19 protein-coding genes and 1 pseudogene are annotated in these 25,349 nt (G+C 64.0%); 14 read left to right on the top strand and 6 right to left on the bottom strand.

The window, feature by feature from the left end:
- Positions 1-16: 16 nt before the first annotated feature.
- Positions 17-961, bottom strand: coding sequence for a hypothetical protein (locus QA643_RS31515; RefSeq protein ID WP_283029558.1), 945 nt, complete (start codon positions 959-961; stop codon positions 17-19).
- Between the two features lie 196 nt (positions 962-1,157).
- Between QA643_RS31515 and QA643_RS31510 the strand changes: the two genes are divergently transcribed.
- From QA643_RS31510 to QA643_RS31495, 4 genes are all read left to right on the top strand, one after another.
- The gene (locus tag QA643_RS31510) at positions 1,158-4,631 is read left to right on the top strand and encodes an indolepyruvate ferredoxin oxidoreductase family protein (RefSeq protein WP_283029557.1); all 3,474 of its coding nucleotides are present in this window, start codon (positions 1,158-1,160) and stop codon (positions 4,629-4,631) included.
- Between the two features lie 143 nt (positions 4,632-4,774).
- Complete coding sequence (locus tag QA643_RS31505) at positions 4,775-5,173, top strand: hypothetical protein (protein ID WP_283029556.1); 399 nt, start codon at positions 4,775-4,777, stop codon at positions 5,171-5,173.
- A gap of 181 nt (positions 5,174-5,354) precedes the next feature.
- Entirely contained in the window at positions 5,355-6,932 is a 1,578-nt protein-coding gene (locus QA643_RS31500; RefSeq protein ID WP_283029555.1) for an alkaline phosphatase D family protein, read from the top strand.
- Positions 6,933-7,325: 393 nt separating this feature from the next.
- On the top strand, positions 7,326-8,498 hold the full coding sequence (locus QA643_RS31495; protein ID WP_283029554.1) for an acetyl-CoA C-acyltransferase: 1,173 nt from the start codon (positions 7,326-7,328) through the stop codon (positions 8,496-8,498).
- Between the two features lie 69 nt (positions 8,499-8,567).
- Here QA643_RS31495 and QA643_RS31490 read toward each other — a convergent pair whose 3' ends face one another.
- Positions 8,568-8,795: a hypothetical protein gene (locus tag QA643_RS31490; RefSeq protein WP_283029553.1), complete on the bottom strand. Its 228-nt coding sequence runs from the start codon at positions 8,793-8,795 to the stop codon at positions 8,568-8,570.
- A gap of 354 nt (positions 8,796-9,149) precedes the next feature.
- On the opposite strand from QA643_RS31490, the gene QA643_RS31485 reads away from it, so the two are divergent.
- Positions 9,150-10,430, top strand: coding sequence for an amidohydrolase/deacetylase family metallohydrolase (locus QA643_RS31485; RefSeq protein ID WP_283029552.1), 1,281 nt, complete (start codon positions 9,150-9,152; stop codon positions 10,428-10,430).
- Between the two features lie 170 nt (positions 10,431-10,600).
- Here the strand turns inward: QA643_RS31485 and QA643_RS31480 are convergent, their stop codons facing one another.
- Positions 10,601-12,313 (bottom strand): FAD-dependent oxidoreductase, encoded by a 1,713-nt coding sequence (locus QA643_RS31480; RefSeq protein WP_283029551.1) that lies wholly within the window; start codon positions 12,311-12,313, stop codon positions 10,601-10,603.
- A gap of 41 nt (positions 12,314-12,354) precedes the next feature.
- On the opposite strand from QA643_RS31480, the gene QA643_RS31475 reads away from it, so the two are divergent.
- From QA643_RS31475 to QA643_RS31465, 3 genes and pseudogenes are all read left to right on the top strand, one after another.
- Positions 12,355-13,356, top strand: coding sequence for a tripartite tricarboxylate transporter substrate binding protein (locus QA643_RS31475; protein WP_283029550.1), 1,002 nt, complete (start codon positions 12,355-12,357; stop codon positions 13,354-13,356).
- Positions 13,357-13,531: 175 nt separating this feature from the next.
- Positions 13,532-13,708, top strand: a pseudogene (locus QA643_RS31470) (helix-turn-helix domain-containing protein); the annotation flags it as partial.
- Between the two features lie 68 nt (positions 13,709-13,776).
- Positions 13,777-13,911 carry a hypothetical protein gene (locus QA643_RS31465; protein ID WP_283029549.1) on the top strand — a complete coding sequence of 45 codons (135 nt, stop codon included), beginning with the start codon at positions 13,777-13,779 and terminating at the stop codon, positions 13,909-13,911.
- Between the two features lie 319 nt (positions 13,912-14,230).
- Here QA643_RS31465 and QA643_RS31460 read toward each other — a convergent pair whose 3' ends face one another.
- Positions 14,231-15,475 (bottom strand): PLP-dependent aminotransferase family protein, encoded by a 1,245-nt coding sequence (locus QA643_RS31460; protein ID WP_283029548.1) that lies wholly within the window; start codon positions 15,473-15,475, stop codon positions 14,231-14,233.
- Between the two features lie 56 nt (positions 15,476-15,531).
- Positions 15,532-16,023: a DUF3124 domain-containing protein gene (locus QA643_RS31455; protein WP_283034986.1), complete on the bottom strand. Its 492-nt coding sequence runs from the start codon at positions 16,021-16,023 to the stop codon at positions 15,532-15,534.
- A 106-nt stretch (positions 16,024-16,129) separates the two neighbouring features.
- On the opposite strand from QA643_RS31455, the gene QA643_RS31450 reads away from it, so the two are divergent.
- The 5 genes from QA643_RS31450 (at position 16,130) to QA643_RS31430 (ending at position 22,430) form a co-directional block, all read left to right on the top strand.
- The gene (locus QA643_RS31450; RefSeq protein WP_283029547.1) at positions 16,130-17,857 is read left to right on the top strand and encodes a cation:proton antiporter; all 1,728 of its coding nucleotides are present in this window, start codon (positions 16,130-16,132) and stop codon (positions 17,855-17,857) included.
- 292 nt (positions 17,858-18,149) lie between these two features.
- Positions 18,150-18,650, top strand: coding sequence for a peptidoglycan-binding domain-containing protein (locus tag QA643_RS31445; RefSeq protein WP_283029546.1), 501 nt, complete (start codon positions 18,150-18,152; stop codon positions 18,648-18,650).
- Between the two features lie 272 nt (positions 18,651-18,922).
- A complete protein-coding gene (ribB, locus tag QA643_RS31440) occupies positions 18,923-19,996 on the top strand; it encodes a 3,4-dihydroxy-2-butanone-4-phosphate synthase (RefSeq protein WP_283029545.1) in 1,074 nt (357 codons plus the stop codon).
- Positions 19,997-20,166: 170 nt separating this feature from the next.
- A complete protein-coding gene (locus QA643_RS31435; RefSeq protein ID WP_283029544.1) occupies positions 20,167-21,381 on the top strand; it encodes an acyl-CoA dehydrogenase in 1,215 nt (404 codons plus the stop codon).
- Between the two features lie 131 nt (positions 21,382-21,512).
- Positions 21,513-22,430, top strand: a complete 918-nt coding sequence (locus QA643_RS31430; RefSeq protein WP_283029543.1) for an MBL fold metallo-hydrolase — start codon at positions 21,513-21,515, stop codon at positions 22,428-22,430.
- A gap of 100 nt (positions 22,431-22,530) precedes the next feature.
- Here QA643_RS31430 and QA643_RS31425 read toward each other — a convergent pair whose 3' ends face one another.
- Complete coding sequence (locus tag QA643_RS31425) at positions 22,531-23,379, bottom strand: DUF1499 domain-containing protein (RefSeq protein WP_283029542.1); 849 nt, start codon at positions 23,377-23,379, stop codon at positions 22,531-22,533.
- Between the two features lie 572 nt (positions 23,380-23,951).
- Between QA643_RS31425 and QA643_RS31420 the strand changes: the two genes are divergently transcribed.
- Positions 23,952-25,103, top strand: coding sequence for a hypothetical protein (locus QA643_RS31420; protein ID WP_283029541.1), 1,152 nt, complete (start codon positions 23,952-23,954; stop codon positions 25,101-25,103).
- Positions 25,104-25,349 lie beyond the last annotated feature (246 nt).

The raw sequence follows: 25,349 nt of genomic DNA, 5'->3' as shown, positions 1-25,349 counted from the left end.
ACCCAATCGGGCTCATCTAGCCATAGAGCGCTTTGTGCTCCTGCGCATAGTTGGCGTAGGAATCCTTGATGCTGGCCATGTTGAGCAGCATGGTCGCGACCGGCTTGTCGTCTTTGGCGAACACAGTCGTGCGCATCCAGACACTCTCGGTGCGGCGGCTGCCACTTAGCGCGACCACTTCGCGCTCGGTGAAATAGGTCTCGCCCGGGAATAGCGGACCACGCAGCAGGCGGATTTCCTGGTCGGCGAACAAGCCGACCGCGGGCCCGCGGACAGGCAGCCTGTCCTCGCGGGCGCGATACTGGAACAGCACGCTCAGCATCTCCATGGGGATGATTGCTCGGCCCCAGGGATTGAGCTCCTGCGCATAATACGCTGACGGCTCGGTGATGACCTTTAGCTTTTCTGCCAGCGAAAACGGATAGAGATCGCCCATGTGCTGCTCGAAATCCATTTTCACCGCCTGCCGCGGCGTCTTCATGCCGACCTTGAGGTCGGCGAGGATGACGGGGTCGGTGAGGGGCTTCAGTTCGCCAAGCCGCCTGCTCAATGCGGTCTCGGACCCATCGCCGCCGATCGATGCGGTGCCGCGCAATATCTCGGTGCCGTCGCGCTTGCTCATGCCGATCGCGCAGATGGCCTGGCCCGGCTTCGGCCTTTCGATGGTGGCCTGCACTTCCTCGCCCTCGAAGGCAGGGTTGCGGTAGTGGGCGGAGAGGCATCCGGTTTCGAACCAGGCCTGGCCCCAGATGCGGTCGCAGAGCGGCGCGAACTGGCTGAAATGGGTCGGGCCCTCGATGGTGCCGCCCTGAAACCCGAGCTTCTGCGCGGTCGCATCGTCGTGGATCGAAGCGTGAGAGTCGTAGACCTGCGCGTGGAGCATCTGCCGCGGGCTGCGCCACGGCCCGACCAGCAGATTGTCGCGCTCCACTATCTCGGTCCTGAACGCCGGCTCGCTCATCCCTGGTGTCTCCCTTTGCCCCCAAGCGTTTCAAAGAAGGCGGCTTTCGGCAAGAGGCCGGCTTAATCCGCAAGCCGGCGAGATATGCCTTCCGGCCATGAAATCACGCTGGGCACGCATAGCAAAACCGGTGCATTCTGTTCGCAATTAGACCGGTTCAAATCACCGGCGGAACGTTGCGACGGGGAGCGGACGAATGGCGTTGATGGAAGTGGGTCTGGACGACAAGTACCGTCTGGACGCGAAGCGGATTTTTCTGTCCGGGACGCAGGCGTTGGTCCGGTTGCCCATGTTGCAGCGCGAACGCGACCGCGCTGCGGGACTCAACACCGCCGGTTTCATCTCCGGATACCGCGGCTCGCCGCTTGGCATGTACGACCACGCGCTGTGGCGCGCAAAATCCTTCCTCAAGCAGCATGACATCGAATTCTCGCCGGGCCTCAATGAGGATCTGGCGGCAACCGCGGTGTGGGGCAGCCAGCAGGTTGGCATGTTCCCGGGCGCCAAGGTCGATGGCGTGTTCGGCATCTGGTACGGCAAGGGGCCCGGCGTCGACCGCTCCGTCGACGCGCTCAAACATGCCAACTCGGCCGGCACTTCGCCGAACGGCGGCGTGATTGCGCTCGCCGGCGACGATCATGGCTGCCAGTCCTCGACGCTAGCGCATCAGAGCGAGCAGGTGTTCGCCGCGGCGTTGATGCCGGTCGTCAACCCCGCAACCCTGCAGGACTATCTCGATCTCGGCATTTTGGGCTTTGCGCTGTCGCGCTATTCCGGCTGCTGGGTCGGCTTCAAGGCGATTTCGGAGACGGTGGAAAGCTCGGCCTCGATTGTCAGCGATCCCGATCGGATCAGGATCATTACGCCCGATGATTTCGAGATGCCGCCCAGCGGGCTTTCGATCCGCTGGCCGGATGCGCCGATGGAGCAGGAGCGGCGGCTGCACGGGCCGAAGATGCAGGCGGTTGCGGCCTTCGCGCGCGCCAACCGCTTCGACCGCATCGTGCTGGATTCGAAGCCGGCACGGCTCGGCATCATGGCGACCGGCAAGGCCTATCTCGATCTCCGCCAGGCGCTGGCCGATCTCGGCATATCAGATGCCGAGGCGCAGGCGCTGGGCCTGCGGATCTACAAGGTCGCGCTGACCTGGCCGCTGGAAGAGTCCGGAGTAAGGGCGTTCGCCGAAGGCCTGCAGGATGTGCTTGTCGTCGAGGAGAAGCGCGGCTTCATCGAGGATCAACTGGTTCGCATCCTTTATAATACGGATGCCTCAAAACGGCCTTCCGTGGTCGGCAAGCGCGACGAGACGGGCGCCATGTTGCTGCCGAGCGAAGGCGAGCTGACGCCGACCATGGTCGCGGCGGCCGTCGTGTCGCGGCTGCGCAAGGTCGGCCATCGCAGCCCGGCGCTGGAGCAGCGTCTGGCCAAGCTGGAGGCGTTCGATCGTCCCGCGGAAGGCATCGGTGCGGCAAAACTGCAGCGCACGCCGTATTTCTGCTCGGGCTGCCCGCACAACACCTCGACCAAAATTCCTGAGGGCAGCCGCGCTATGGCCGGCATCGGCTGTCACGGCATGGCGCTCTCGGTACCGAACCGCCGGACGCAGACAATCTCGCATATGGGCGCCGAAGGCGTGAGCTGGATCGGGCAGGCGCCATTCACCAGCGAACCGCACGTGTTCCAGAATCTCGGCGACGGCACCTACACCCATTCCGGCCTGCTGGCGATTCGTGCGGCGGCGGCGTCCGGTGTCAGCATCACCTACAAGATTCTGTATAACGACGCGGTGGCAATGACCGGTGGCCAGCCGGCCGAAGGCGGGCTGACGGTGTCGCAGATCGCCCATCAGGTGGCGGCGGAAGGCGCCAAGCGACTCGTCATCGTCTCCGACGATCCCGACAAATATCCGGCGAACTATTTCCCGCCACGGGCAACCATCCATCACCGCCGCGAGCTCGACGCAGTGCAGCGGGAGCTGCGCGAGGTCAAGGGCCTCACGGTTCTGATCTACGACCAGACGTGTGCTGCAGAAAAGCGCCGCCGCCGCAAGCGCGGGCTCTATCCGGACCCGCCGAAGCGCATCTTCATCAACGAGCGCGTCTGCGAGGGCTGCGGCGACTGTTCGCAGGCCTCCAACTGTGTCTCGGTGCAGCCGCTGGAGACCGAGTTCGGCCGCAAGCGGCGGATCGACCAGTCGAACTGCAACAAGGACTTTTCCTGCATCGAAGGCTTTTGCCCAAGCTTCGTCACCGTGCATGGCGGCAAGCTGCGCAAGGCGGACCGCGCGGCGGCCGATCCGTCGGCGCTGTTCGCCGATTTGCCGACGCCGACGGTGCCGGCGCTCGACGGCGCCTACAACATCCTCGTCACCGGCATCGGCGGCACCGGCGTCATTACCATCGGCGCGCTGCTCGGCATGGCCGCGCATGTCGAGGGCAGGGCGTGTTCGACCCTCGACTTTACGGGATTGTCGCAGAAGAACGGCGCGGTGATGAGCCACGTCCGCATCGCGCCTGTTGCGGATGATCTCTCCACCGTGCGCATCGCGCCCGGCGGTGCCAATCTGATCCTCGGCTGCGACATCGTCGTCGCCACCAGCATTCCGGCGCTGAGTCGGGCCGAGCGCGGCGTGACGCGGGCGATCGTCAATGCCGACCTGCTGCCGACCGCAAGCTTCGTCATCAACCCCGACATCGATTTCGAGGCGGGGACGATGCGGGATACGCTCAATGAGGCCGTCAGCGCCTCTGATCTCGACATTCTCGATGCGACCGGGCTTGCCACCGCGCTGATGGGCGACAGTATCGCTACCAACGCGTTCATGCTCGGCTTTGCGTTCCAGCGCGGCGCCATCCCGCTGTCGCTGGCGGCGATCATGAAGGCGATCGACCTCAACGGCGCGGCGATCGAGATGAACAAGCTCGCTTTCTCCTGGGGCCGGCTCGCGGCCCACGACCTGCCGCGCGTCGTCAGCGCGGCACGCTTCAAGAGTTCGGGCGCGGCGCCGGCCAGGCGGACGCTCGATGAGAGCATCGCTTTCCGCGCCAAGTTCCTGACTGACTATCAGGACGAGGCCTATTCGAAACGCTACCTCGCCGAGGTCGAGCGTATCAGGGTGGCGGAGGCCAAGGCCGCGCCGGGCTCGCATGAACTCACTGAAGCCTTCGCCAAGGGCCTGTTCAAGCTGATGGCCTACAAGGACGAATACGAAGTCGCCCGGCTCTATTCCGACGGCGAGTTCGCAAAGTCTTTGAGGGACCAGTTCGACGGCCAGCCGGGCGTCAAGGTCAGCCTGGCGCCGCCGCTATTGGCGACGCGCGATGCGGTGACCGGGCGCCTGCAAAAGCGCGAGTTCGGCCCGTGGATTTTCACCGCCTTCGAGCTCCTCACCCACTTCAAGTTCCTGCGCGGCACCAGGCTCGATCCGTTCGGCTACACCGCCGAGCGGCGGATGGAGCGTGTGCTGCCGGGTGAATATTCCGCGATGATCTTCCGTCAGCTCGACCGGGCCAAACCGTATGATTGGCCGCGGCTAGTAGCGCTAGCGAAATCCGCGGAACTGGTTCGCGGCTACGGCCATATTAAGGAAGCTAATGTCGCCAAATACCGCGCTGAGTGCGCACGGCTGGAAGCGGCGATCGGCCAGCCGGTGGCGCAGGCGGCCGAGTAGCGATCTTCATCCGGCACGTGAACTTTTCCACAGCGGGGATCACGCATCGCTGACCCTGCGGCAGGAACCGGCTGGAATTATCCGGCCGGCTTCCTACATGATGCCTGTTCTTCAGTTTTTGATTGGATTTCAGGAGACCGCTGATGGTCCTGAAAAGCGCTTTTGCGGCTGTGCTTTGCACGGGGCTCCTGATGTCGGGCAGCGCCGCGCTGGCGGATGAGTATCGCGCGGGCGAACTGTTCAGCCTCGATCCTTCGAGCGCTCTGCTCTCACCAAAGCGGCTCGGTCCGGAGACGCAATTCGCGCCCGTCCGCATCGAAGCGCGAACCGATCGCAAGCCGGTGAAGACCGAGCGCGTGGTTGTCCGTAAAACTCCGGAGCGCAAGGTGCAGGTCGCGCAGACGCGCGCCGAGAAGCCACGCGGCATGGCCCGCACCAAGCTGGCGCGTCGCCACTCCAATCCGCTCGACGCCCAGGCGCGCGATACGCGGATCCAGACCTGGCCGTGCAATTCAGGCGGCATCTGCGACTGGCAGCGGTAGCATTTCGTAGGATGGGTAGAGCGCAGCGAAACCCATCAATCATTTGCGCGGAGCCATGATGGGTTTCGCTGCGCTCTACCCATCCTACTCATCTTCACCTTCATCCACCTGTCGTAAAACCTTCGGCCAGCATTCAAATTGCTCGGGCACACCGTCGTCGTGATTCGACGAGGGTGCTTCGATGCCGATTGCGATTCGCGCCGGGCAAAGCCTGAACCGGCGTCAATTACTGGTCCGCTCCGCCGCAACATGCGCCGTCACCGGTCTCGGCAGTCTCGCCAGACCCTATCTTAGCCGCGCCGCCGACCGGCCGCTGATCACGAGCGGCATTCAATCGGGTGACGTCTCGGATCATTCCGCCGTGATCTGGGCACGCGCTGACCGCGCCGCCCGCATGCAGGTGGAGTGTTCGACATCGGAGAATTTCAGCAGCATCCTTTCAACCGCTTCCGCCAACGCGATGCCAGACCAGGATTTTACTTCCAAGGCGCTGCTCGACGGCCTGCCGCCCGGGCAGGACATTTTCTATCGCGTGCGATTCGAAGACATCGATGGGCAGGGGCTCGCAGGCGAGATGCAACTCGGGCATTTCCGCACCGCGCCTGTGGCGCGCAGCTCAGTGTCGTTCGCCTGGTCTGGCGATACCACCGGGCAGGGCTGGGGCATCGACGAAAGCCGTGGCGGGATGCGGACTTACCGCACCATGCTCGACAACCGTCCGGACTTCTTCATCCATTCCGGCGACCACATCTATGCGGACTGTCCGGTGGAGCGGCAATTGAAGCTGCCGGATGGCGGGACCTGGCGGAACATCGTCACCGAGGAAAAATCCGTGGTCGCGCAAACGCTCGCGCAGTTCCGCGGCAACTACAAATACAACTGGCTCGACCAGAACTTTCGCGCCTTCCATGCCGCCGTCCCCCTGTTCGCGCAATGGGACGATCATGAGGTGACCAACGACTGGGCGCCGGTCGGCACGGCCGACGGGACCGGCTATGCCGAGGACGGCTCTTCGCTGCTGGTGGCGCGGGCGCGCCGCGCGTTCCATGAGTTCATGCCGATGCGCGCCGTAGCAGCGCAAGAGGATGACCGGATCTACCGCAAGATTGCCTACGGCCCGCTGCTCGACGTCTTCATGATCGACATGCGCAGCTACCGCGATTCCACCTTCAACAAGGGCGACCAGAGCGGGGCCTGCATCCTCGGCGCGGCGCAACTGGCTTGGCTGAAGCGCGAACTGGTCGCATCCAACGCCACCTGGAAGGTGATCGCCGCCGACATGCCGATCGGCCTCGTCAGCGAGGACGCCATCGCGCTCGGCAACGGCCCGCCGGAGCGGCGCGAGCACGAGATTGCCGATCTGCTGTCGTTCGTGAAGCGCGCTGGCATCCGCAACATCGTTTGGCTGACGGCCGACATGCACTATACCGCCGCGCATCATTACGATCCGAACCGTGCCGTCTTCCAGGATTTCGAGCCGTTCTGGGAGTTCGTCAGTGGTCCGCTGCATGCCGGCACCTGGGCGCCGGCCCCGCTCGACGATACGTTCGGCCCGAAGGCGATGTTCCAGAAGGGCTGCAGCGGCGAGAACCTCGCGCCCTGTTACGGCATGCAGTTCTTCGGCCGCGTCGACATCGACGGCAAGACCGAGGTGATGACGGTGACGTTGAAGGATGTCGACAACAGCGATCTCTGGTCGGTCGATATCGAACCGCGTCCGGATGCGCGGCCCGGCCAGATCATGGCGCAGCACATCTGAGGCGCGGCCTCAGGGCCTCACAACGAGATAGCCGCCGACTACCATCAGCACGGAGAGCGCAATAACCACGCCAAGCACGGCGGCGATGATCGCAGGCAGCTCGTGAGCATCCAGCCATTGTCGCAACGCCCTTACCATCGCACCCCCACATGATCTTGATTTTCGCCGCAGCTTGCGCGCCAGCGATTTCAATAGCGGTCAATTTCGCTCAGTGAAATAGCCCACCCATGCGTCTTTCGTCGCGCACCCTTGCCGAACGAGGGGCGTTGTGCAAATCCCGGCTTCGGGCCGGCTTGCGGGCTAATTCTGTTCCGCATGCCGGAATTCGGGTTTTGGCTACACACGGGCGCGGCCCCAGTCCATACTGGATCGCACCACAGGGAGGTCTTTCAAATGCGTGAAGCTGTCATCGTTTCCTATGCGCGCACGGGGCTGGCGAAGTCCGGCCGCGGCGGGTTCAACATCACGCCGCCGATGTCGCTGGCGGCCCACGCCATCAAGCACGCGGTGGACCGCGCCGGCGTCGACAAGGAATATGTCGAGGACTGCTATCTCGGCAATTGCGCGCATGGCGCGCCGAACATCGGCCGCCAGGCCGCGCTGCTCGCCGGCATGCCGAAATCGACCGCGGGCGTTTCCGTAAACCGTTTCTGCTCGTCCGGCCTGCAGACGATCGCGATGGCCGCCAACTCGATCCGCTCGGACGGCGCCGATTGCATCGTGGCCGGCGGCGTCGAAAGCATCTCTATTCCGGGCGGCGGATCGCCCAAGGAATCGATCGATCCGGAGCTGCTCAAGGTCGCGCCTGATATTTTCATGGCGATGATCGACACCGCCGACATCGTCGCCGAGCGCTACAAGGTCAGCCGCGAATACCAGGACGAATATTCGCTGGAATCTCAGCGCCGCATGGCGGCCGCGCAGCAGGCCAACAAGTTCAAGGACGAAATCGTCCCGATGAAGACCAAGATGAAGGTGGTCGACAAGGCGACGAAAGCCGAGAGCATCGTCGACTATGTCGTCGACCGCGATGAGTGCAATCGCCCGGAGACGACGCTCGAAGGCCTCGCCAAGCTCGAGCCGGTGAAAGGTCCCGGCAAATACGTCACCGCCGGCAATGCCAGCCAGCTCTCGGACGGCGCGGCGGCGGTGGTGTTGATGGAAGCCAAAGATGCCGAGAAGCGCGGCCTCAACCCGATGGGCCGTTTCGTCGCCTGGGCGTCGGCCGGCTGCGAGCCGGACGAGATGGGCATCGGCCCGATCTACGCCGTGCCGAAGCTTTTGAAGCGCCACGGTCTGAAGATCGACGACATCGACCTCTGGGAGCTGAACGAGGCCTTCGCCAGCCAGTGCCTCTATTCCCGCGACAAGCTCGGCATCGATCCGGAGAAGTACAACGTCAACGGCGGCTCGATCGCGATCGGCCATCCCTTCGGCATGACCGGCGCGCGTCTCACCGGCCACATCCTGCAGGAGGGCCGTCGGCGCAAGGCCAAATGGGGCGTCGTCACGATGTGCATCGGCGGTGGCCAGGGCGGCGCGGGCCTGTTCGAAATCTATAGCTGAGCCCTCGAAGCAGCGCACAGTAAAGAAAATGGCTCCGCGAGGAGCCATTTTCCATTTCAGGTGTCGGCCTCAGTAGCGATACTTCTTGATCACCACGGTCCTGTCGCCATGACCATGCCGCCATCCGCGATGGTAGCCGCGGTCGCGCCGGAATTCAGCACGCGCGCCGTAGTGGGGGTGATGATAGCCATGGTGATAGCCGCGCTTCTTGATGATCACCGTCTCAGCGCTTGCAATCGACGGCGCCGCGATCGCGAGCGCGCCGAGTGCAGCGACGATATATGCAATACTCTTCATTCCAAGTCTCCTCCAATTGAGCTGACATAAAACTTCAGATCGCGAGGAACGTTCCGGCGGAATTGGAAGAGAATTCTGAACGCCTGTTCAGATACATGGACCGCGCGACTTTTGGCTCATTTCGCAGGATGGGTAGAGCGCAGCGAAACCCATCGTCTGCGCCTGTCGCGATTGATGGGTTTCACTCCGTTCTACCCATCCTACGGCAGGACGCTGCTGGGCGCCGTCAGCCTGCCCACTCAGGAATGTCCGGCGCCACCGTGGGCTTCGCATGGGCGACGCAGGCCCGGCTTGCGGAACGCCGAGGGGCGGCGCATCATCGCCGGACAAAATAACATCAGGGGGAGCGCTGCGATGACGGGGTTTTCACGCCGTGATTTTCTGGGCCTGACGGGGGCGGCTGCCTTTGCCGCCATGTCCGGCCGCGCCGATGCCGCGATGGGGCCGAACGACAAGTTCGACCTCGTGATCAAGGGCGGCGACGTGCTCGATCCCAGCCAGTCGCTCCGCGGCAAGCGCGACATCGGCATCCGCTGGGGCGTGGTCGAAGCGGTCGAGAACGACATTCCGGCAGCCCGCGCCGCCAAGACCATCGACGCCTCGGGCAAGCTGGTAACGCCCGGGCTGATCGATCTGCATTCCCACGTCTACCCTTACGGCTCGGCAATCGGCATTCCCGCCGATGAACTGGTGCAGGCACAGGCCACCACCACGGTGGTGTCGGCGGGCGATGCCGGCGTCAACAATCTCGCGGCGCTGCGCCGCTACATCGTGGCGCAATCGCGGGCGCGGATGTACGCCTTCGTCCACATCGCCAACAACGGCCTGTCCGGCTTCCCGGTCGCCGAGCTCTACAATATCGACTATGCCCAGGTCGAAGCCTGCGCGATGGCGCTGGCCGAAAATCCGGATTTCCTGCTCGGCGTGAAAGTCCGGATGTCGGAAAACGTCATCGCCAAGCATGGGCTGGAGCCGCTGAAGCGTTCGATCAAGGCCTGCGAGATGTGCGGCTGGCCGGCCAAGATGATGGTGCATATCGGCGGCGTCGAGACCAAGGAGCTGATGTCGGAAATTCTCGACCTGCTGCGGCCGGGCGACGTGCTCACCCACGCCTATTCCGGCGCGCCGAACATCGCCGGCGTCTTCACCAACATCGTGCAGGACGGCAAGCTGCTGCCAGCCGCTTTGTCGGCCAAGCAGCGCGGCGTGATGTTCGATGTCGGCCATGGCGGTGGCAGCTTCGATTTCACGGTAGCGGAGGTGGCGATTCCGGGCGGCTGCGGGCCGGATACGATTTCTTCCGACATCCACGTCTTCTCCGGCAATTCGCCGGGCATGCCGTATCTGCCGAACGTCATGAGCAAGTTCATCCTGCTCGGATACACGGTGGAGCAGGTGGTGGCGATGGCGACCAGCGCGCCCGCCAAGATCATCAATCGTGCGCCGAAGCTCGGCACGCTGCAGATCGGCGCCCCCGGCGACGTTGCGATCCTGGAGCTGGTGGAGGGGCAGACGTCGTTTGTCGACACCCGCAACAACAAGCGTGAGGGCAAGCTGCTGCTCAAGCCGGTGCAGACGGTCGTCAACGGCGTGCCGTTCGGCCGGCCCTATCAGGCGCCGTTCGCGGTGCGGTGAACGGACTCCCTCTCCCGCTTGCGGGGGAGGGCTGGGGTGGGGGTGCCGCCGCGAGTCGTGCTTCGCGTGGGGAGAGAGCCCCCACCCGGATCGCATCTACGATGCGATCCGACCTCCCCGCAGGCGGGAGAGGTAAGGACCAGGGATACCGCTTCAGACGATCGCCCTTTTCAGGCGGAGATGGCCTCACGCGCTCGGCCGAGCAGCTTGCTCACGAGCGTCTCGGGATCGTCAGGAATGGCGTCACCCCGCCAGGCGACATGCTGATCGGTGCGCGCTAAAATGAGCCTTCGGCCGCCAGGCGGCTGCGCTTGATCACTGGGTACATCGACAATCGCGAACGGCACGCCTTTGGCCCCCATGGCCTCGGCAAGCGGCGCAACCGTAACGGCCGGATCGTATCGCAACAGCGTGTAGCCCGGCCCAAGCGCGTCATAGACCACCCGTCCATCGGCAAGTCTTGCGAACGGCAGCCGGCAGCCCGGCGTCGAGGACGGCGTGAAATCCGCCATCGTAAAGCCTGGCTGTTCGGCGCCGTCATAGGCAATGATCGGGGAGCGGTCGTAAAAGTACCCGAAATTGAGACCGGCGCAGCAATATTGCTGCACGTTCAGATCATAGGCCGCTTGCCCCACCTGCCTGCGGACGGCATCGCCCTCCGGCCCCGGATGCTCGATTTCCGCAGGCACGGTGCGGCGCTGGCTCAGCACCTTGCCTGCCATCTCCATCGCAAAGCGCGACACCTGCTCGGTGATCGGCAGCCGTTCGGCCTCATAGGCATCGAGGATTTTGATGTCGGCCCAGCCTTCCAGATAGGCTGATAGCAACCAGGCGAGGTTGGTGGCGTCAGCGATCCCGGCATTCATGCCGTAACCGGCATAGGGCATCCACAGATGCGCCGCGTCGCCGCAGATGAAGGCGCGTCCCTTGCGGAAGCGTTCGGCGACGAGGCGGCGGCCGACCCAGTCCTCCTTGCTCAGCACCTCGTATTGAAAGTCGGGGCCGACGCCGAGAATGGCGCGGATCGAGGCGTCGCGGTCGACCGTTTCAAACGTCTCGTCTTCGCGGTTGAGGTGGTTGTGGATCAGCCATTTCTCACGGCCGTCGATCGCGACCACCGTGCCGCAGCGGCGCGGATTGAGCGACAGCGTCATCCAGGCGGGATGATCCATCATGCCGAGCAAGGCGGGCGCGTGGATATAGGTCGATTGCACGCGCTGGATGATCGGCGTTCCCTGCAAATTGGCATCGATCGCCTTGCGAACCAGCGAGCGCGCGCCGTCGCAGCCGACGATGAACTCGGCATGGATTTGGAAGGCCGTTCCGCTATCGAGGTCCCGGACCGTCGCGACAATGCCGTCATCCTCCTCGCGGAAATCCTCGAACGCGGTGCGATTCAGAATCTGCAGCCCATCGATCCCTGATGCGTGGGCGAACAGCACCGGTTCCATGTAGATCTGGTTGATGCGGTGCGGCGGCTCGGCCGTCGGCCAGCCGGTATCCGGCCCGTCGGTCGCGGTGTAGCGATCGCGCCGGCACGGAATGAGGATGCGCGAGAGCTCGATGCCGGTTGCCGTGGTGCGGTAGGAGCAATCGTTGGGATAATCCGCCGGCAGTCCGGTATCGCGCAGCGCCTGCGCCACGCCCAGCCTGCGGAATGTCTCCATCGATCGCGCCGAAACATGGTTGCATTTCACGCTGGGCGGCTCGCCGGCGGACCGCGTCTCCACCACGGTGACGGAGATGCCCCGCTGCGCGAGGTCCATCGCAAGCGTCAGTCCGACCGGACCGGCGCCGATCACGAGAACAGAGGTTTTCACATTGTCGCTCGCGGTCTTGTCGCGGGCCGGCTTGTCACTTGCTGCGCTGGAACGTTCATGCATAACTGCTGGCCATAACCATAATAATCATCGGGGAGACGCTAATGTTTCGGTCGATGCGGCAAGGCGTAGCTTCGAGCCTTGTTTTGGGCCTTATCGTCGTGCTCTCGCTACTGTCACCGTCTGCGGCTGATATAGCAAACGCATATCCGGACCAGCCGATCAAGATCATCGTCTCGTTCCCGCCCGGCGGCAGCGCCGATATCGTGATTCGCGCGCTGCAACCGGTGCTGGCGGAGGATTTGCACCAGCCGATCGTGATCGAAAACCGTGCCGGAGCCGGCGGCAATATCGGCATCGGCGCGGTGGCGCAGGCCGCTCCCGACGGCTACACGATCGGCGTCGCCGCCGCGGGCGTGCTGACGGTCAATCCCCATCTCAACCGCGCGGCAATGCCGTTCGATCCGATTAAGGACCTGACGCCGGTCACCCTGCTGGCGGAAATCCCCTTCGTGCTGGTTGCGTCGCAAAAATCGGAGCTGACGTCGGTCGCGGACCTCATCGCCAAGGCCAAGGCGCAGCCGCAAACCCTGTCGATCGGTCATGGCGGCAACGGCACCGCGATGCATCTGACCTCCGCGCTGTTTGCACAAAAGGCCGACGTCAAGGTGCAATTGATCGCCTATCGCGGCACCGCGCCGGCGGCGACCGACGTTCTTGCCGGCCACATTCCGCTCGCCGTGCTGGATATCCCGGCGTCGCAGCAGTTGATCCGGGAAGGCAAGCTGCAGGCGCTCGGGGTTTCGGCCGCCAAGCGTGTCGTGTTCCTGCCTGACGTTGCGCCGTTGGCGGAGCAGGGCCTGAACGGATTCGAATCCGTCGGCTGGTTCGGGATTGTCGCCCCCGCCGGCACGCCGGCCGAAATCGTCGGCAAACTGAACGCGGCTTTCGTCAAGGCCTTGAGTGATCCCGCGGCCATCGAGAAGATCCGCGTGCTCGGCGCCGAGCCCGCGCCGACGTCATCGGACGCCTTCGCCAAATTCATCGAGAGCGAAAGCGCAAAATGGGGCAAGCTGATCGCCGAGGCCGGCATCAAGAGCGAGTGAGGCGCCCGGGGCCACGGCAGCGGCCATTTGATCCTGATCAATGCGGCCGTCCGCTGCGTTTCGCCATCATCGGCGAACGAAAGGGTCCAGCGTGGCACACAGCGAAAGCCTATCCCACATCGAAACATCCGCCCGACGGTCCGCCGGCGCGCCGGCGTATGACAAAGACGGCCGTTTGCCGTTCGAAAGCGAGTTTCTTGCCCAGCTCGGCAGCAAGGTGCGCGAGATGCGCACGCTGCGCGGCATGTCGCGCCGCGAACTGGCGCAGCGCGCCGGCCTGTCGGAGCGGTACGTCGCCCAGATCGAGGTCGGCAAGGGCAACGTCTCGATCGTGCGGCTATTGCGGATCGCGCTGGTGTTTCGCTGCGAACAGAACGGCGCTGTCTAGGCTGGCTGCTTTGCGCGCCCCGGTTGTCGCCGATGATGTCAGCGATCACGGCGCCGATCACCAGCGCGCCGCCGGTCAGCGCCCGGGCGCTCGGCGTCTCATCGAACGCCAGCCATACCCAGAACGGCATCATCGGGGTTTCCAGCGTCGAAATCAGCGCGGCCTGACCTGACGGCAACAGCCGTAGCGCGAGGAAAAACAGAGTCAGGCCGAGCGAAAGAAGCCGAACATGGCGAATATCCCGGGTGGTCTCTGGATTGATCGTTGCGTACGAGGTCGAACACCCAGGTGTCGATATGTGTGAAGGACCGGGAAAATTCATCACGCCACCGGGTCTCGCCGAAGGCGAGCCCGATGACAGGCTCCGGCGGGGCATCCAGTACGCCGCGGCCTCTCGCTTCGATCGCTAGTGTCTCTGGAATACTGGATCACCGCCTTCGCGGGTGATGACGGAAAGTGTTTGAGGCGGGCGCGCGTATCGGTTGCTTAGCTCCGCGCCCGCTTCTCCACATTGGCAATCCGCGCCGGTACGCCGAATTCCTTGCGGCAGACTTCGGCGAGCACGGCGACGCCCTCGCGGATCTGCTCCTGCGACGGGCTGGCGAAGCACAGCCGCAGGCGGCTGCCGGCATAGGCCTTGTCGGTCGACCATTCCGGTCCCGGATTGATGGCGACGCCGGCGGCGAGCGCGGCCTGATAGAGCTTTAGCGTATCGACATTGTCGGGCAGCTTCACCCACAGGAAGATGCCGCCCTCGGGCGCTTCGAATTCGGCCGCGGTGCCGAACTGTTCGTTGAGCGCTTCCATCAATGTATCGAGCTTGGCGCGCAGGCCGCGCGTCAGCTTCGGCACATGGGTTGCAAAATGCGGCGCGCAATATTCCGCCAGCACCATCTGCTCCAGCGCGCCGCTGCCGGCGTCGGTCTTCAGCGCCAGCATCCGCGACATCATTTCCCAGGGCGCGACGATGAAACCGACGCGCAGGGCAGGGGCAATCGACTTCGAGAACGAGCCGATGTGGATGACGCCGCCATGCTGGCTCATGGCATAGATCGCGGGCGGGCGCTCGCCCTTCCAGATCAGGTCGGCGTAGCAGTCGTCCTCGAAGATCGGCACGCCGTATTCCTGCGACAGTTTCAGCATCTCGGCGCGCCGCGCCTCCGGCAGGATGGAGCCGGTCGGGTTCTGCACGGTCGGGATGGTGTAGATGTATTTCGGCGTGATGCCGCGCCGCTTGTGATCGGCGAGAACAGCCGCCAGCGCATCCATCCGCATGCCGTGTTCGTCGAGGGGCACGCCGACCGCGTTGACGCCAAGCCGTGTCAGGCGGGTCAGTGCGCCCTGATAGGTCTCCTGCTCGACCAGCACGGTGTCGCCGCGGGCCAGCAGGGTCTGGTTGACGAGGTCGAGCGCCTGCAGTGAGCCCGAGACGATCATGATGTCGTCGGCCGTGCAGCTGATCCCGGCGTCGCGCTTGAGCTTGGTGGTAAGGAATTCGCGCAAAGGGCGATAGCCCTGCGGCCCGCTGGCAAGCCCATAGGTCGCCAGCGTCTTGCCCTCGCGCCGGAGCACGGCATTGACCGCCTCGATCAGGCCGTCGACAGGTACCTGCTCGGGATCGTTGTTGCCGCCGACGAAACTGTATTTGGCAAGTCCCGTCCACCGCGCCGCCGGCGCCGGCAGTCCGGCAGGCAGCAGGGCTGAAAAGTCGAAGGGGGTTGCAGTGGACATGGATATTCACTCCCGTTTTGTTTTCGTTGAGAAGGCGTTGCAAGCCTTCCGGCAGGCTAGTTCCTGATGATCCTGATCGGCCGTCCCTGGCTGATGAAGGCATAATGCCCGGCGCCGACGCTGCCGAACATCAGGGCCTCGACGGCGGGCTCGGCGATCTCACCGGTGGCCGCCCAGTCGACCACGAAATTGGCGCCTGTTCCTCCGCGCACATCGTTCGCTGCAATGAAGACTTCGACGGTTGCGAACGGTTTTAGCGCAACTGGCGCCTTGAGATAGCTCTCCACCATCTTGCCTGATGTGTCGAAATAGGCGATCCGCTTCAAAACCAGCGGGCGGGTCTCGGACGTGTTGTGGACGCTGAGCGTGACGGCAAAATCCGCCCGCAGCTTGCCCTGGCTCATCGAGACGCTGGAGTAGACCGGGACATAAAATGCGCCGGATACTGCGAGATTTTCCGAAGGCACCGCGGTGAGGGAGGCGGCGAAGTTCTGCTCGATGGTGCCGGCGGGCTGCGTGCTGGCGGCGGGAGCGGAAAGGATCGACATCGCGGCCAGAATCGCGACAAAAGCCCCCATTCTATGGCTGTGACACATTGCTTGTTTGACCCTTGCGCCGGGACCTCTAGGTTGCAAGAAGGGGAAGTCCGGAACCATGCACGAGCTTATTCGCGATATCACCTTATGCATCCTGTTCGCCTGGGTGCTCGGCCTGTTGGCGCATTTCTCCCGGCAGCCGCTGATCCTGGCCTACCTTATCGCCGGGTTCTTCATTGGTCCATTCGGCATGGGCTGGGTCAAGTCCCAGGAATCGATCAACGTCATCTCCGAACTCGGCCTGATCTTCATGCTGTTCATGATCGGGCTGGAAATCGACCTGAAGAAAATCGTGCGCGCCGGCAAGGTGATCCTGTTTGCCGCCGGCGGGCAGTTGATCGGCGGCGTCGTGCTTGGCATCCTGTTCTTCATCGCCATCGGCCTGTCGATGGGTTCGGGTCATTTTGACGCGCTGTATCTGTGCGTTGCCTGCGCGCTGTCGAGCACGGTCATCATCGTCAAGGTGCTGTACGAGAAACGTGAGCTCGATACGCTGCCGGGCCGGATCACGCTTGGCGTGCTGGTGCTGCAGGACATCTTCGCGATCCTGTTCCTGGCGGTGCAGCCGAGCCTCGACAATCTGCAGGTGAGCGTGATCCTGCTGTCGATCGCCCGGGTCGGCGTGCTGGTCGGCGTTGCACTCGTGCTCAGCCGCTACGTGCTGCCGTGGCTGTTCCACCAGATCGCGCGGCGGCCGGAACTGATCCTGCTCGGGGCGCTGGCCTGGTGCTTTCTGATCGGCGAGATCGCGGAACGGCTGCATCTGTCGCGCGAGATGGGTTCGCTGGTTGCCGGCGTCTCGCTCTCGACATTCCCCTATGCGCTCGATGTCACCGCGAAAGTGACGACGCTGCGCGACTTCTTCATCACGCTGTTCTTTGTCTCGCTCGGCATGACCATTCCGATCCCCGGCGCCTCCGTGATCGGGCTGGCGCTGACGATCGCGGCGTTTACCGTCGTGAGCCGCATGGTGACCACCTTCCTGCCGCTCTATCTGATGAACCAGGGCCTGCGCGCCAGCCTGCTGCCGGCGATCAACCTGGCGCAGATCTCGGAATTCTCGCTGGTGGTGATCCAGACCGGCGCGCTCGCCAACCATATCAGCAAGGAGACGTCGAGCGCGGCATCCTTCGCCTTCGTGGTGCTGGCGGTGCTGAGCACCTTCGTCATGGGCCGCAGCGATCAGGTCACGCGCGGCCTGATCGGCCTCCTGAAGGGTATTGGGCTGCGCGATCTCGATCACAAGCATGAAGGGGAAGGCGGCCACGAGGGCGGCCATGGCGAGGCCCGCCGGATCGTCATCCTCGGCTTCTTCCGCGCCGCCAGCGCGCTGGTCGCCGAGATCGAGCGCCGCAATCCGCCGGTGCTCGAGCAGATCACTGTGATCGATTTCAACCCGCTGGTGTTCCGCACCCTGACGGACCGCGGCATGCATGTGGTCTATGGCGACATCAGCAATGTCGATACGCTGGTGCACGCCGGCGTGGCTAAGGCCGAGCTAATCATCCTCAGCATCCCCGACTCGCTGCTCAAGGGCGCCGACAACGAAAAGCTGGTCCGCCACGTCCGCTCGCTGAATCCGACCGCCAAGATCGTTGCGACCGCGGAGATCTTGGCCGAGGTCAACGATCTCTACGAGGCAGGGGCCGATTACGTGACGGTGACCAGGCTCAGCGACGCCCATGAGCTCTACACGGTCATCGAGGCCGCTCAGGCCGGCCTCCTGGAGGACAGGCGCGCCGAGACCGACACGCTGCTCAGCGAGCGCCGCGAGGTGCTGCCGTAACGATCGATCCATGAATGCCGTCATGCCCGGGCTTGTGCAGGCTGGATGGGCATAGCAGTACGTCCTGGACATTTCTCGCCAGCTGCTGTGGTCCGCGTGCGCCGATCCCACGTCCACCGCGTGCAATGCGGCGTAACAATCGGCGTGAGGCCAGGGAACTGTGTGCCGCATACAACAGTTACCTCCGCGACGAAGCGGTGGCGCCACCGGATGTTGATCGTTCGGGACGGCACAGTGTACCCTTACTTTCTAGATCGAACCATCGGCAGACTTGAGAGCGAAGGAAGGGCCAATGCGCGCCTTGATCCTGGCGTTGTCCATCCTAGCGATCGTCGGCAGCGCGCACCCTGCTAAGGCTGGTCTAAGCAGCACGCCCCGCGAAACGTTGGCACCCGCCGATACGTCAATCGCTACCGACGAAGCGTCTCAGGAGACCGAGGAACAGATCGGCCTCACCAAGGCAAAGCGTCGTCAAGTGCAACGTGGGCTAACCAGGCTTGGGTTCGACACCAAGGTCAATGGCAAGTTCGACGAATCGACTCGCGCCGCCATCGCACGCTGGCAGGAGGAGCACGGCTACCCTACGACTGGCTTCCTCAACGCCGCCCAGCACAAGGTGCTAACGGACGCGGCGGCAGAGGCCAGAAAATCTGGCCAACGAGACCGTCGTCACGCTGGCAGGGGTACTCGCCATTCGCGTGGTGTCGGCGGTCCAATCGGCGCGATGGGCGGCGCGGTGCGCGGCGTAGTAGGGGGAGTTGGGGGAGTGGTGGGCGGACTATTCCGCAGGTGACGCGTCGAGCCTGTCCAAGACAAATCCCGGCCATCACATTGCCGATATACGCCAAGGCAATCTACCTCGACGTGTGTTTTTGTTCTTGCGGGGTGACCATGGCGACGGACGCCCGACCTCGTCAATGCCTTTTGACATGCCAGCCCGTTGTGGCAGGGCTTCCGCCGACCCGGTCGGCGCCATTCTGCCCTGCGTATTGACGCTGGCGCTGGCCCGGAAGTCCGGCTAATGCACTTGCTCGACCTAGCGAGATTTGGCGAGATTTTTACAAAATGGCCGACACGATCCAGGAAGTGCTGCAAGCTTTTGCCAAGGGTGAGCTCGTCGTCGTCACCGACGATGACGATCGCGAGGGCGAGGGCGATCTGATCGTCGCGGCCTCGCTCTGCACCGCCGAGAAGATGGCATTCATTATCCGCCACACCTCCGGCATCGTCTGCGCGCCGATCACCACCGACGATGCCCGCCGGCTGCGGCTCGATCCGATGGTGGCGCATAACGAGTCCAACCACACCACCGCCTTCACGGTTTCGATCGACTACAAGCCGGATGGCGGCACCGGCATCTCGGCGGACGAACGCGCCTCCTGCTGCCGCGCGCTCGCCAATCCCAACGCCGGCGCCAATGACTTTGCCCGGCCCGGCCACATCTTCCCGCTGATCGCCCGCGACGGCGGCGTGCTGCTGCGCTCCGGCCATACCGAAGCGGCGGTCGATCTCTGCAAGCTCTCCGGGCTGCCGCCGGTCGGCGTCATCTCCGAGTTGATGAACGACGACGGCACCGTCATGAAGGGTGAGCAGGTGGCGCGTTTCGCCGCCAAGCATAAGCTCAAGCACGTCACGATCGCTGACATGATCGCCTATCGCCAGGCGCGCGAGAAGCTGATCGAACGAGTCGCGACCTTCACCACCGACAGCCCGATCGGCCCGCTGCAGGGCTATGCCTATCGCTCGCCGTTCGACGAGATTGCGCATGCCGCCTTTGTTTATAACGGCATCGGCGACGGCAAGAACGTGCTGACCCGGCTGCACAAGCCGAACATCGTCAAGGATCTCTTCACCGGCCAGGCGCGCATGCAGATCGTGCTCGACCATTTCAAGAAGGCCGGCCGCGGCGTGCTGGTGTACTTGCGCGACGGCGCGGCCGGGGTTCCGGTCGAGCCGGTCGGCGAAGAGAGAACCGCGGAAGCCGACCGCAACCGGCAATGGCGCGAAGTCGGCGTCGGTGCCCAGATCCTGCGTGATCTCGGCATCACCTCGATCGTCAACCTCACCTCGTCGGTGCACGACTACAAGGGACTATCCGGTTTCGGCATCGAGATCGTCGGCAACGAAAAGCTGGATTGACAACCATCGTCATCCGGAATGGTGCGCTAACACCATATCCGGAATCTCGAGATTCCGGGTTCATGCTTCGCATGCCCCGGAATGACATCGGGAAGGATTTGCGCTTCCGCCAATAGCGCACTAATTTGGCGGCAAATTTCCAACAGGACAGTGATGCGAAAGGGATTTTCATGAGCGTGCGCCCTCAAGCCAAGGACAAGCCGGCAGCGGCCTCCTTCCAGTGGGATGATCCGTTCCTGCTCGACGACCAGCTCACCGAAGACGAGCGCATGATACGCGATACCGCGCGTGCCTATGCGCAGGACAAGCTGCTGCCGCGTATCGTCAAGGCCTATATGGAAGAGAAGACCGACCGCGAGATCTTCAACGAGATGGGCGAGCTCGGCCTGATCGGAATCACGCTGCCGGAGGAATATGGCTGCGCCAATGCGAGCTACGTCGCTTATGGCCTGGTGGCGCGCGAGATCGAGCGCGTCGATTCCGGCTATCGCTCGATGAACTCGGTGCAGTCGTCGCTGGTGATGTACCCGATCTATGCCTATGGCGACGAAAACCAGCGCAAGAAATACCTGCCCAAGCTGGCGACAGGTGAGTGGGTCGGCTGCTTCGGCCTGACCGAGCCGGATGCCGGTTCCGATCCCGGCGGCATGAAGACCCGCGCCGAGAAGGTCTCCGACGGCTACAAGCTGACCGGAGCCAAGATGTGGATCTCGAACGCCCCGATCGCTGACGTTTTCGTGGTCTGGGCGAAATCCGCCGCGCATGACAACCAGATCCGCGGCTTCATCCTCGAAAAGGGCATGAAGGGCCTGTCGGCGCCGAAGGTCGGCGGCAAGCTCTCCCTGCGCGCCTCGATCACGGGCGAAATCGTGATGGACGGCGTGGTGGTGCCGGAGGATGCGCTACTTCCCAACGTGTCAGGCCTGAAGGGCCCGTTCGGCTGTCTCAACCGCGCCCGCTACGGCATCTCCTGGGGCGCGATGGGCGCGGCGGAGGACTGCATGCATCGTGCCCGGCAGTATACGCTGGACCGCAAGCAATTTGGCCGGCCGCTGGCGGCCACGCAGCTGGTGCAGAAGAAGCTCGCCGACATGGAGACTGAAATCGCGCTCGGGCTGCAGGCCTCGCTTCGCGTCGGCCGCCTGATGGACGAGGGCAAGATGGCCCCGGAGATGATCTCGATCGTCAAGCGCAACAATTGCGGCAAGGCGCTCGACATCGCGCGGGTGTCCCGCGACATGCACGGCGGCAACGGCATCCAGATCGAGTATCACGTGATGCGCCACGCCGCGAATTTGGAAACCGTGAACACCTACGAAGGCGCCCACGACGTCCACGCCCTGATCCTCGGCCGGGCGATCACGGGCATTCAGGCGTTTTCGTAAAGGTATCTCACATCGACAGCGTAGGATGGGTAGAGCGAAGCGAAACCCATCTTATCGCTCCGCTATGCGCGGCATGATGGGTTTCGCTGCGCTCTACCCATCCTACGAGACCGCAACCCGAGCTTCTCAAAATGGCCGACAACGACGACATCCCGTTCAACCGCGATTTCCCGCTGAAGCCCGGCGTCGCCGACGAGGTGCGGCCCGGCGTGCGGCGCGTTCTCTGCAACAATCCGAGCCCGTTCACTTTTACGGGCACGGTCAGCTACATCGTCGGCAAGGGCAACGTCGCGATCATCGATCCCGGGCCCGATGACGAAGCGCATGCCAAGGCGCTGCTCGATGCTATCAGCGGCGAGACCGTGACGCATATTCTCGTCACCCACACCCATCGCGACCACTCGCCGAATGCCGCGCGGATCAAGGCGGCGACCGGCGCGCCTGTTTATGCCGAAGGGCCGCACCGCGCCTCGCGGCCGCGCTTCGAGAGCGAGAAGCATAATCCGGAGTCCGGTGCTGACCGCGATTTCCGGCCCGACATCGAGGTCAGGGACGGTGACGTCATCGAAGGGCAGGGCTGGGCGCTGGAGGCGGTGGCGACCCCCGGCCACACCGCCAATCATCTGGCGTTCGCCTGGCCCGAGCGAAAGATCAATTTCGTCGGCGATCACGTGATGGGCTGGTCGACCTCGATCGTGGCGCCACCGGACGGCTCGATGATCGACTACATGGCCTCGCTGGCGCGATTGGAAGCCCGCGAGGAGGATCTGTATTTCTCAGGCCATGGCCCGGAGATTCCGGAAGGGCCGCGTTATGTCCGCTTCCTGACCCGGCACCGCCAGGCCCGCGAGGCGTCGATCCTGCACCGCCTCGGCAAGGGCGAAGCCGACATCCCGACCATGGTGCGCGCGATCTATATCGGCATCGATCCGCGGCTGACGGGCGCCGCCGGCTATTCCGTGCTGGCCCATCTGGAAGATTTGGTCGCGCGCGGGATCGTGGCGACTGATGGCGATCCGGTGATCGGTGGGACGTATCGGCTAGCTTGATCCAGCAACCGTCATTCCGGGATGGTGCGTTAGCACCAGACCCGGAATCTCGAGATTCCGGGTTCATCGCTCCGCGATGCCCCGGAATGACGCTATCGCGTCACTTCTTCACCGTCTTCGCCGGCACCTTGGCCGGTGCCTGCGGCTTCTTTGCCGCCGGCTTGGCATTGTCGACGGCTGTGTTGATGTCCTCGATCAGCTTGGAAACGCGCGCGGCGTTGCTGCCGAGATCGCTTTCGAAATAGCGCGAGGATGAGCGGATATCGACCCGCGACTCGTCGCCGTCGGGCGTGATGCGGATCGAGACGTCCTCGCGAAATCCCATGATCGGCGTCCGCGCCACCGCCTCGATGCGGCCGATGCGGCGTGGCGGCTGCGGCGGCCGCTCGTCGATGACGAGCCATTTGCGCTTGGTGACCAGCGCCAGCGCCACTTCATAGGCCCGCTGCGGCGGCACTTCGAGCTCCACCGTCTCGATGTCGGGGTAGGCGGTCCGCTGCTGCTCGGCCGAATAGAGCCCGGCATAAACCGCGGAGTTGGTGCCGTCGCCGCTGCGCAGCCGCGCCAGCGCCTCGAAGCGCGGCGGATCGACCGGATCGGTGGTGATGTCGTGGATCGCCGGCAGCTTGCGGTATTGCAAGGCAAGATAGGCGGGGTAGGCAAGCAGCGCGGCATTGATCAGGAATGCCAGCAGGATCCGCCCCATCCCGCGCGAGCCGTTCTGCCAGATCGCGGCAAAGGCGGCGAGGCCGACCAGGATGGAAAGCACGGCGCAGCCGAGCGCGCCGAAAAAGGTCGCCAGCGCCGGCTTCATCTCCAGGAAGCCGAAGCGGACGATCAGGATCGAGACGACGACCGCCACCACGGCGAAGATGGCCAGGTTACGCGACCAGGTGGCTAGGCTGGACACGGGCTCCGTCTGGTAGGGAGCGGAAAACCTTCGGGCCATCGGTCAAAATCTGCCGTGTTGGAGCCCGAACGGGGCGGGCGGGCCGGGTTGCAAACCCGCAGCTTGAGACCACGGCATGGCGCGAATTTCAAGGTTTTGCACGCAATATCAGTCGATCAATCGTTTTGTTGCGGCAACTCCATAGGTTAACCATCCACGTAAAGTGATTATTAGTTGTAGATTGAAGTCGGCCCAACTTTCGTCTACCTCTTGCCGCCGGGTTGGCATATTTGCCGTAACACGGGACTGTCCTGCACGGGACGTCGGCGAACGCCAACCATTGGGGAAACGGCGGGTGTCAGCCGGAAGCGCTGCAGGGTGATCTCAACCACTCCTTATCCTTGGTTGCGGGCAGATTCGCAAAAAAATTGCGGTTGCGCTCCGGGAGTTCTAGGATCGCATAGGGTGCAATCGGCATACGTCCGCGGGGCTGGCGGAAGGCCCCACGAGGGCGAGTGTTCAGTATGAGTGATGCAAAGCACGAAGGATATGTCGGCCCGAACGACCCGGCATATTATGCGCCGCGTGAGTTGAGGGAACGGGCAAAAAGTGAGCAGGCGGATCCGTTGCTCATGAAGAATGATGATGGCTGGCGTCCGCGGGTGCAGACGGAAGGACCGCCGTTGCAGCCGCTTGCCAAGCCGGCGCGCCGCCAGGATTCCGAAATGTTCACCAAAGCCGTCGCGCAGGCGATGCAGGAGGCGAGGGACAACGTGCCCGTCGAAGCGCCGTCCGTGCTCCGCGACCTGTCGGGCCGCCGCGCCTTGCTGCAGCAGGTGATCCGTTTCTCGATCGCGGTGGCGATTGCGGCCAGCATCGCGATGCTTCTCGTCATGGCCATTCCGTCATCGCAGCGCCCCGCCAACCAGGAAAACGCGTCCCTGTCGGCCGCTTGGCAGTCCGTGAAATCCTCGGTGCTGCCGGCGCAGCAACCCTCGCCGCCGCCGCGGCGCACCGCGACCCTGGCCGTGCAGGACGGCAGCGGCTTCACCAATGATCCGGTGCCGCTCGGAATTCATGTCGGCTCTCCGCCGCCTGACGCCTATGTATCGATCGCTGGATTGTCCGCCGGTGCACGGCTGACATCGGGCCGGCGCGTCGGTCCGGGCGAGTGGCGCGTGTCGGCGACCGAAATTTCCGGCGTATCGGTTATTCCACCGGATGGCTTTAGCGGACAGATGCTGGTGACGGCCGAACTGCGTGACGGCAGCGGCGCCGCGCTCACGGGCACGTCGACGCGGCTGACCTGGGCGCCAGTGCCGGTCGCTGCAGCGCCGGCCGCGCCGCCGCCGGTCGTTGCCCCGCCGCCGCCGGTCATTGCACCGCCGGTCGCTGTCGTTGCTCCACCGGTAGCTGCAGCGGCGCCTGTCGCCGTCGCCACGGCCGTACCTTCGGCGCCGGCCCTGGCCGCCGCGCCGCGGCCGGAGGTCGTGCGTAGCCTCGATCCCAAGGAAATCGCCGCCCTGATCAAGCGCGGACAGGATCTGCTCTCTGCCGGCGACGTCCAGTCGGCGCGGCTGTTGCTGCTGCGCGGCGCCGAGGCACGGGACGCGCGTGCGGCGCTGCTGGTCGGCTCGACCTACGATCCGGCGCGGCTCAAGCAGATCGGCGCCGATGGACCGCTCGCCGATATCGCGCAGGCCCGCATGTGGTATCAGCGGGCCAAGGAATGGGGCGAGCCCGACGCGCAGCGACAACTCGACGCGCTGGCGCTCTCGCGCTGATTTCCGGACGGGCGCGCTACGTGCGCCCGCCAATTGCATCGATATTCCCGATCATGGGACGGCGTCCATTTGCCGCAAACGGCGCCGTTTTACGCGTTCTCAGCCCATACCGGTCGTCTGCGCGGCCATGAACTCAGGCGCTCCGGGAACCCCCGGCTGACATGAAGCGGCGAAACGGTGGGCAGCGCGCGGCGCTTCCTGCGGAAAATTATGAGTTCGAAATAAGAAAAAGCCGGCGTGAAATTC

It is taken from the genome of Bradyrhizobium sp. CB3481 (genome assembly GCF_029714305.1).
In the GTDB taxonomy this organism is placed as follows: Bacteria; Pseudomonadota; Alphaproteobacteria; order Rhizobiales; family Xanthobacteraceae; genus Bradyrhizobium.
This window is presented reverse-complemented; position numbering and strand designations above follow the sequence as displayed.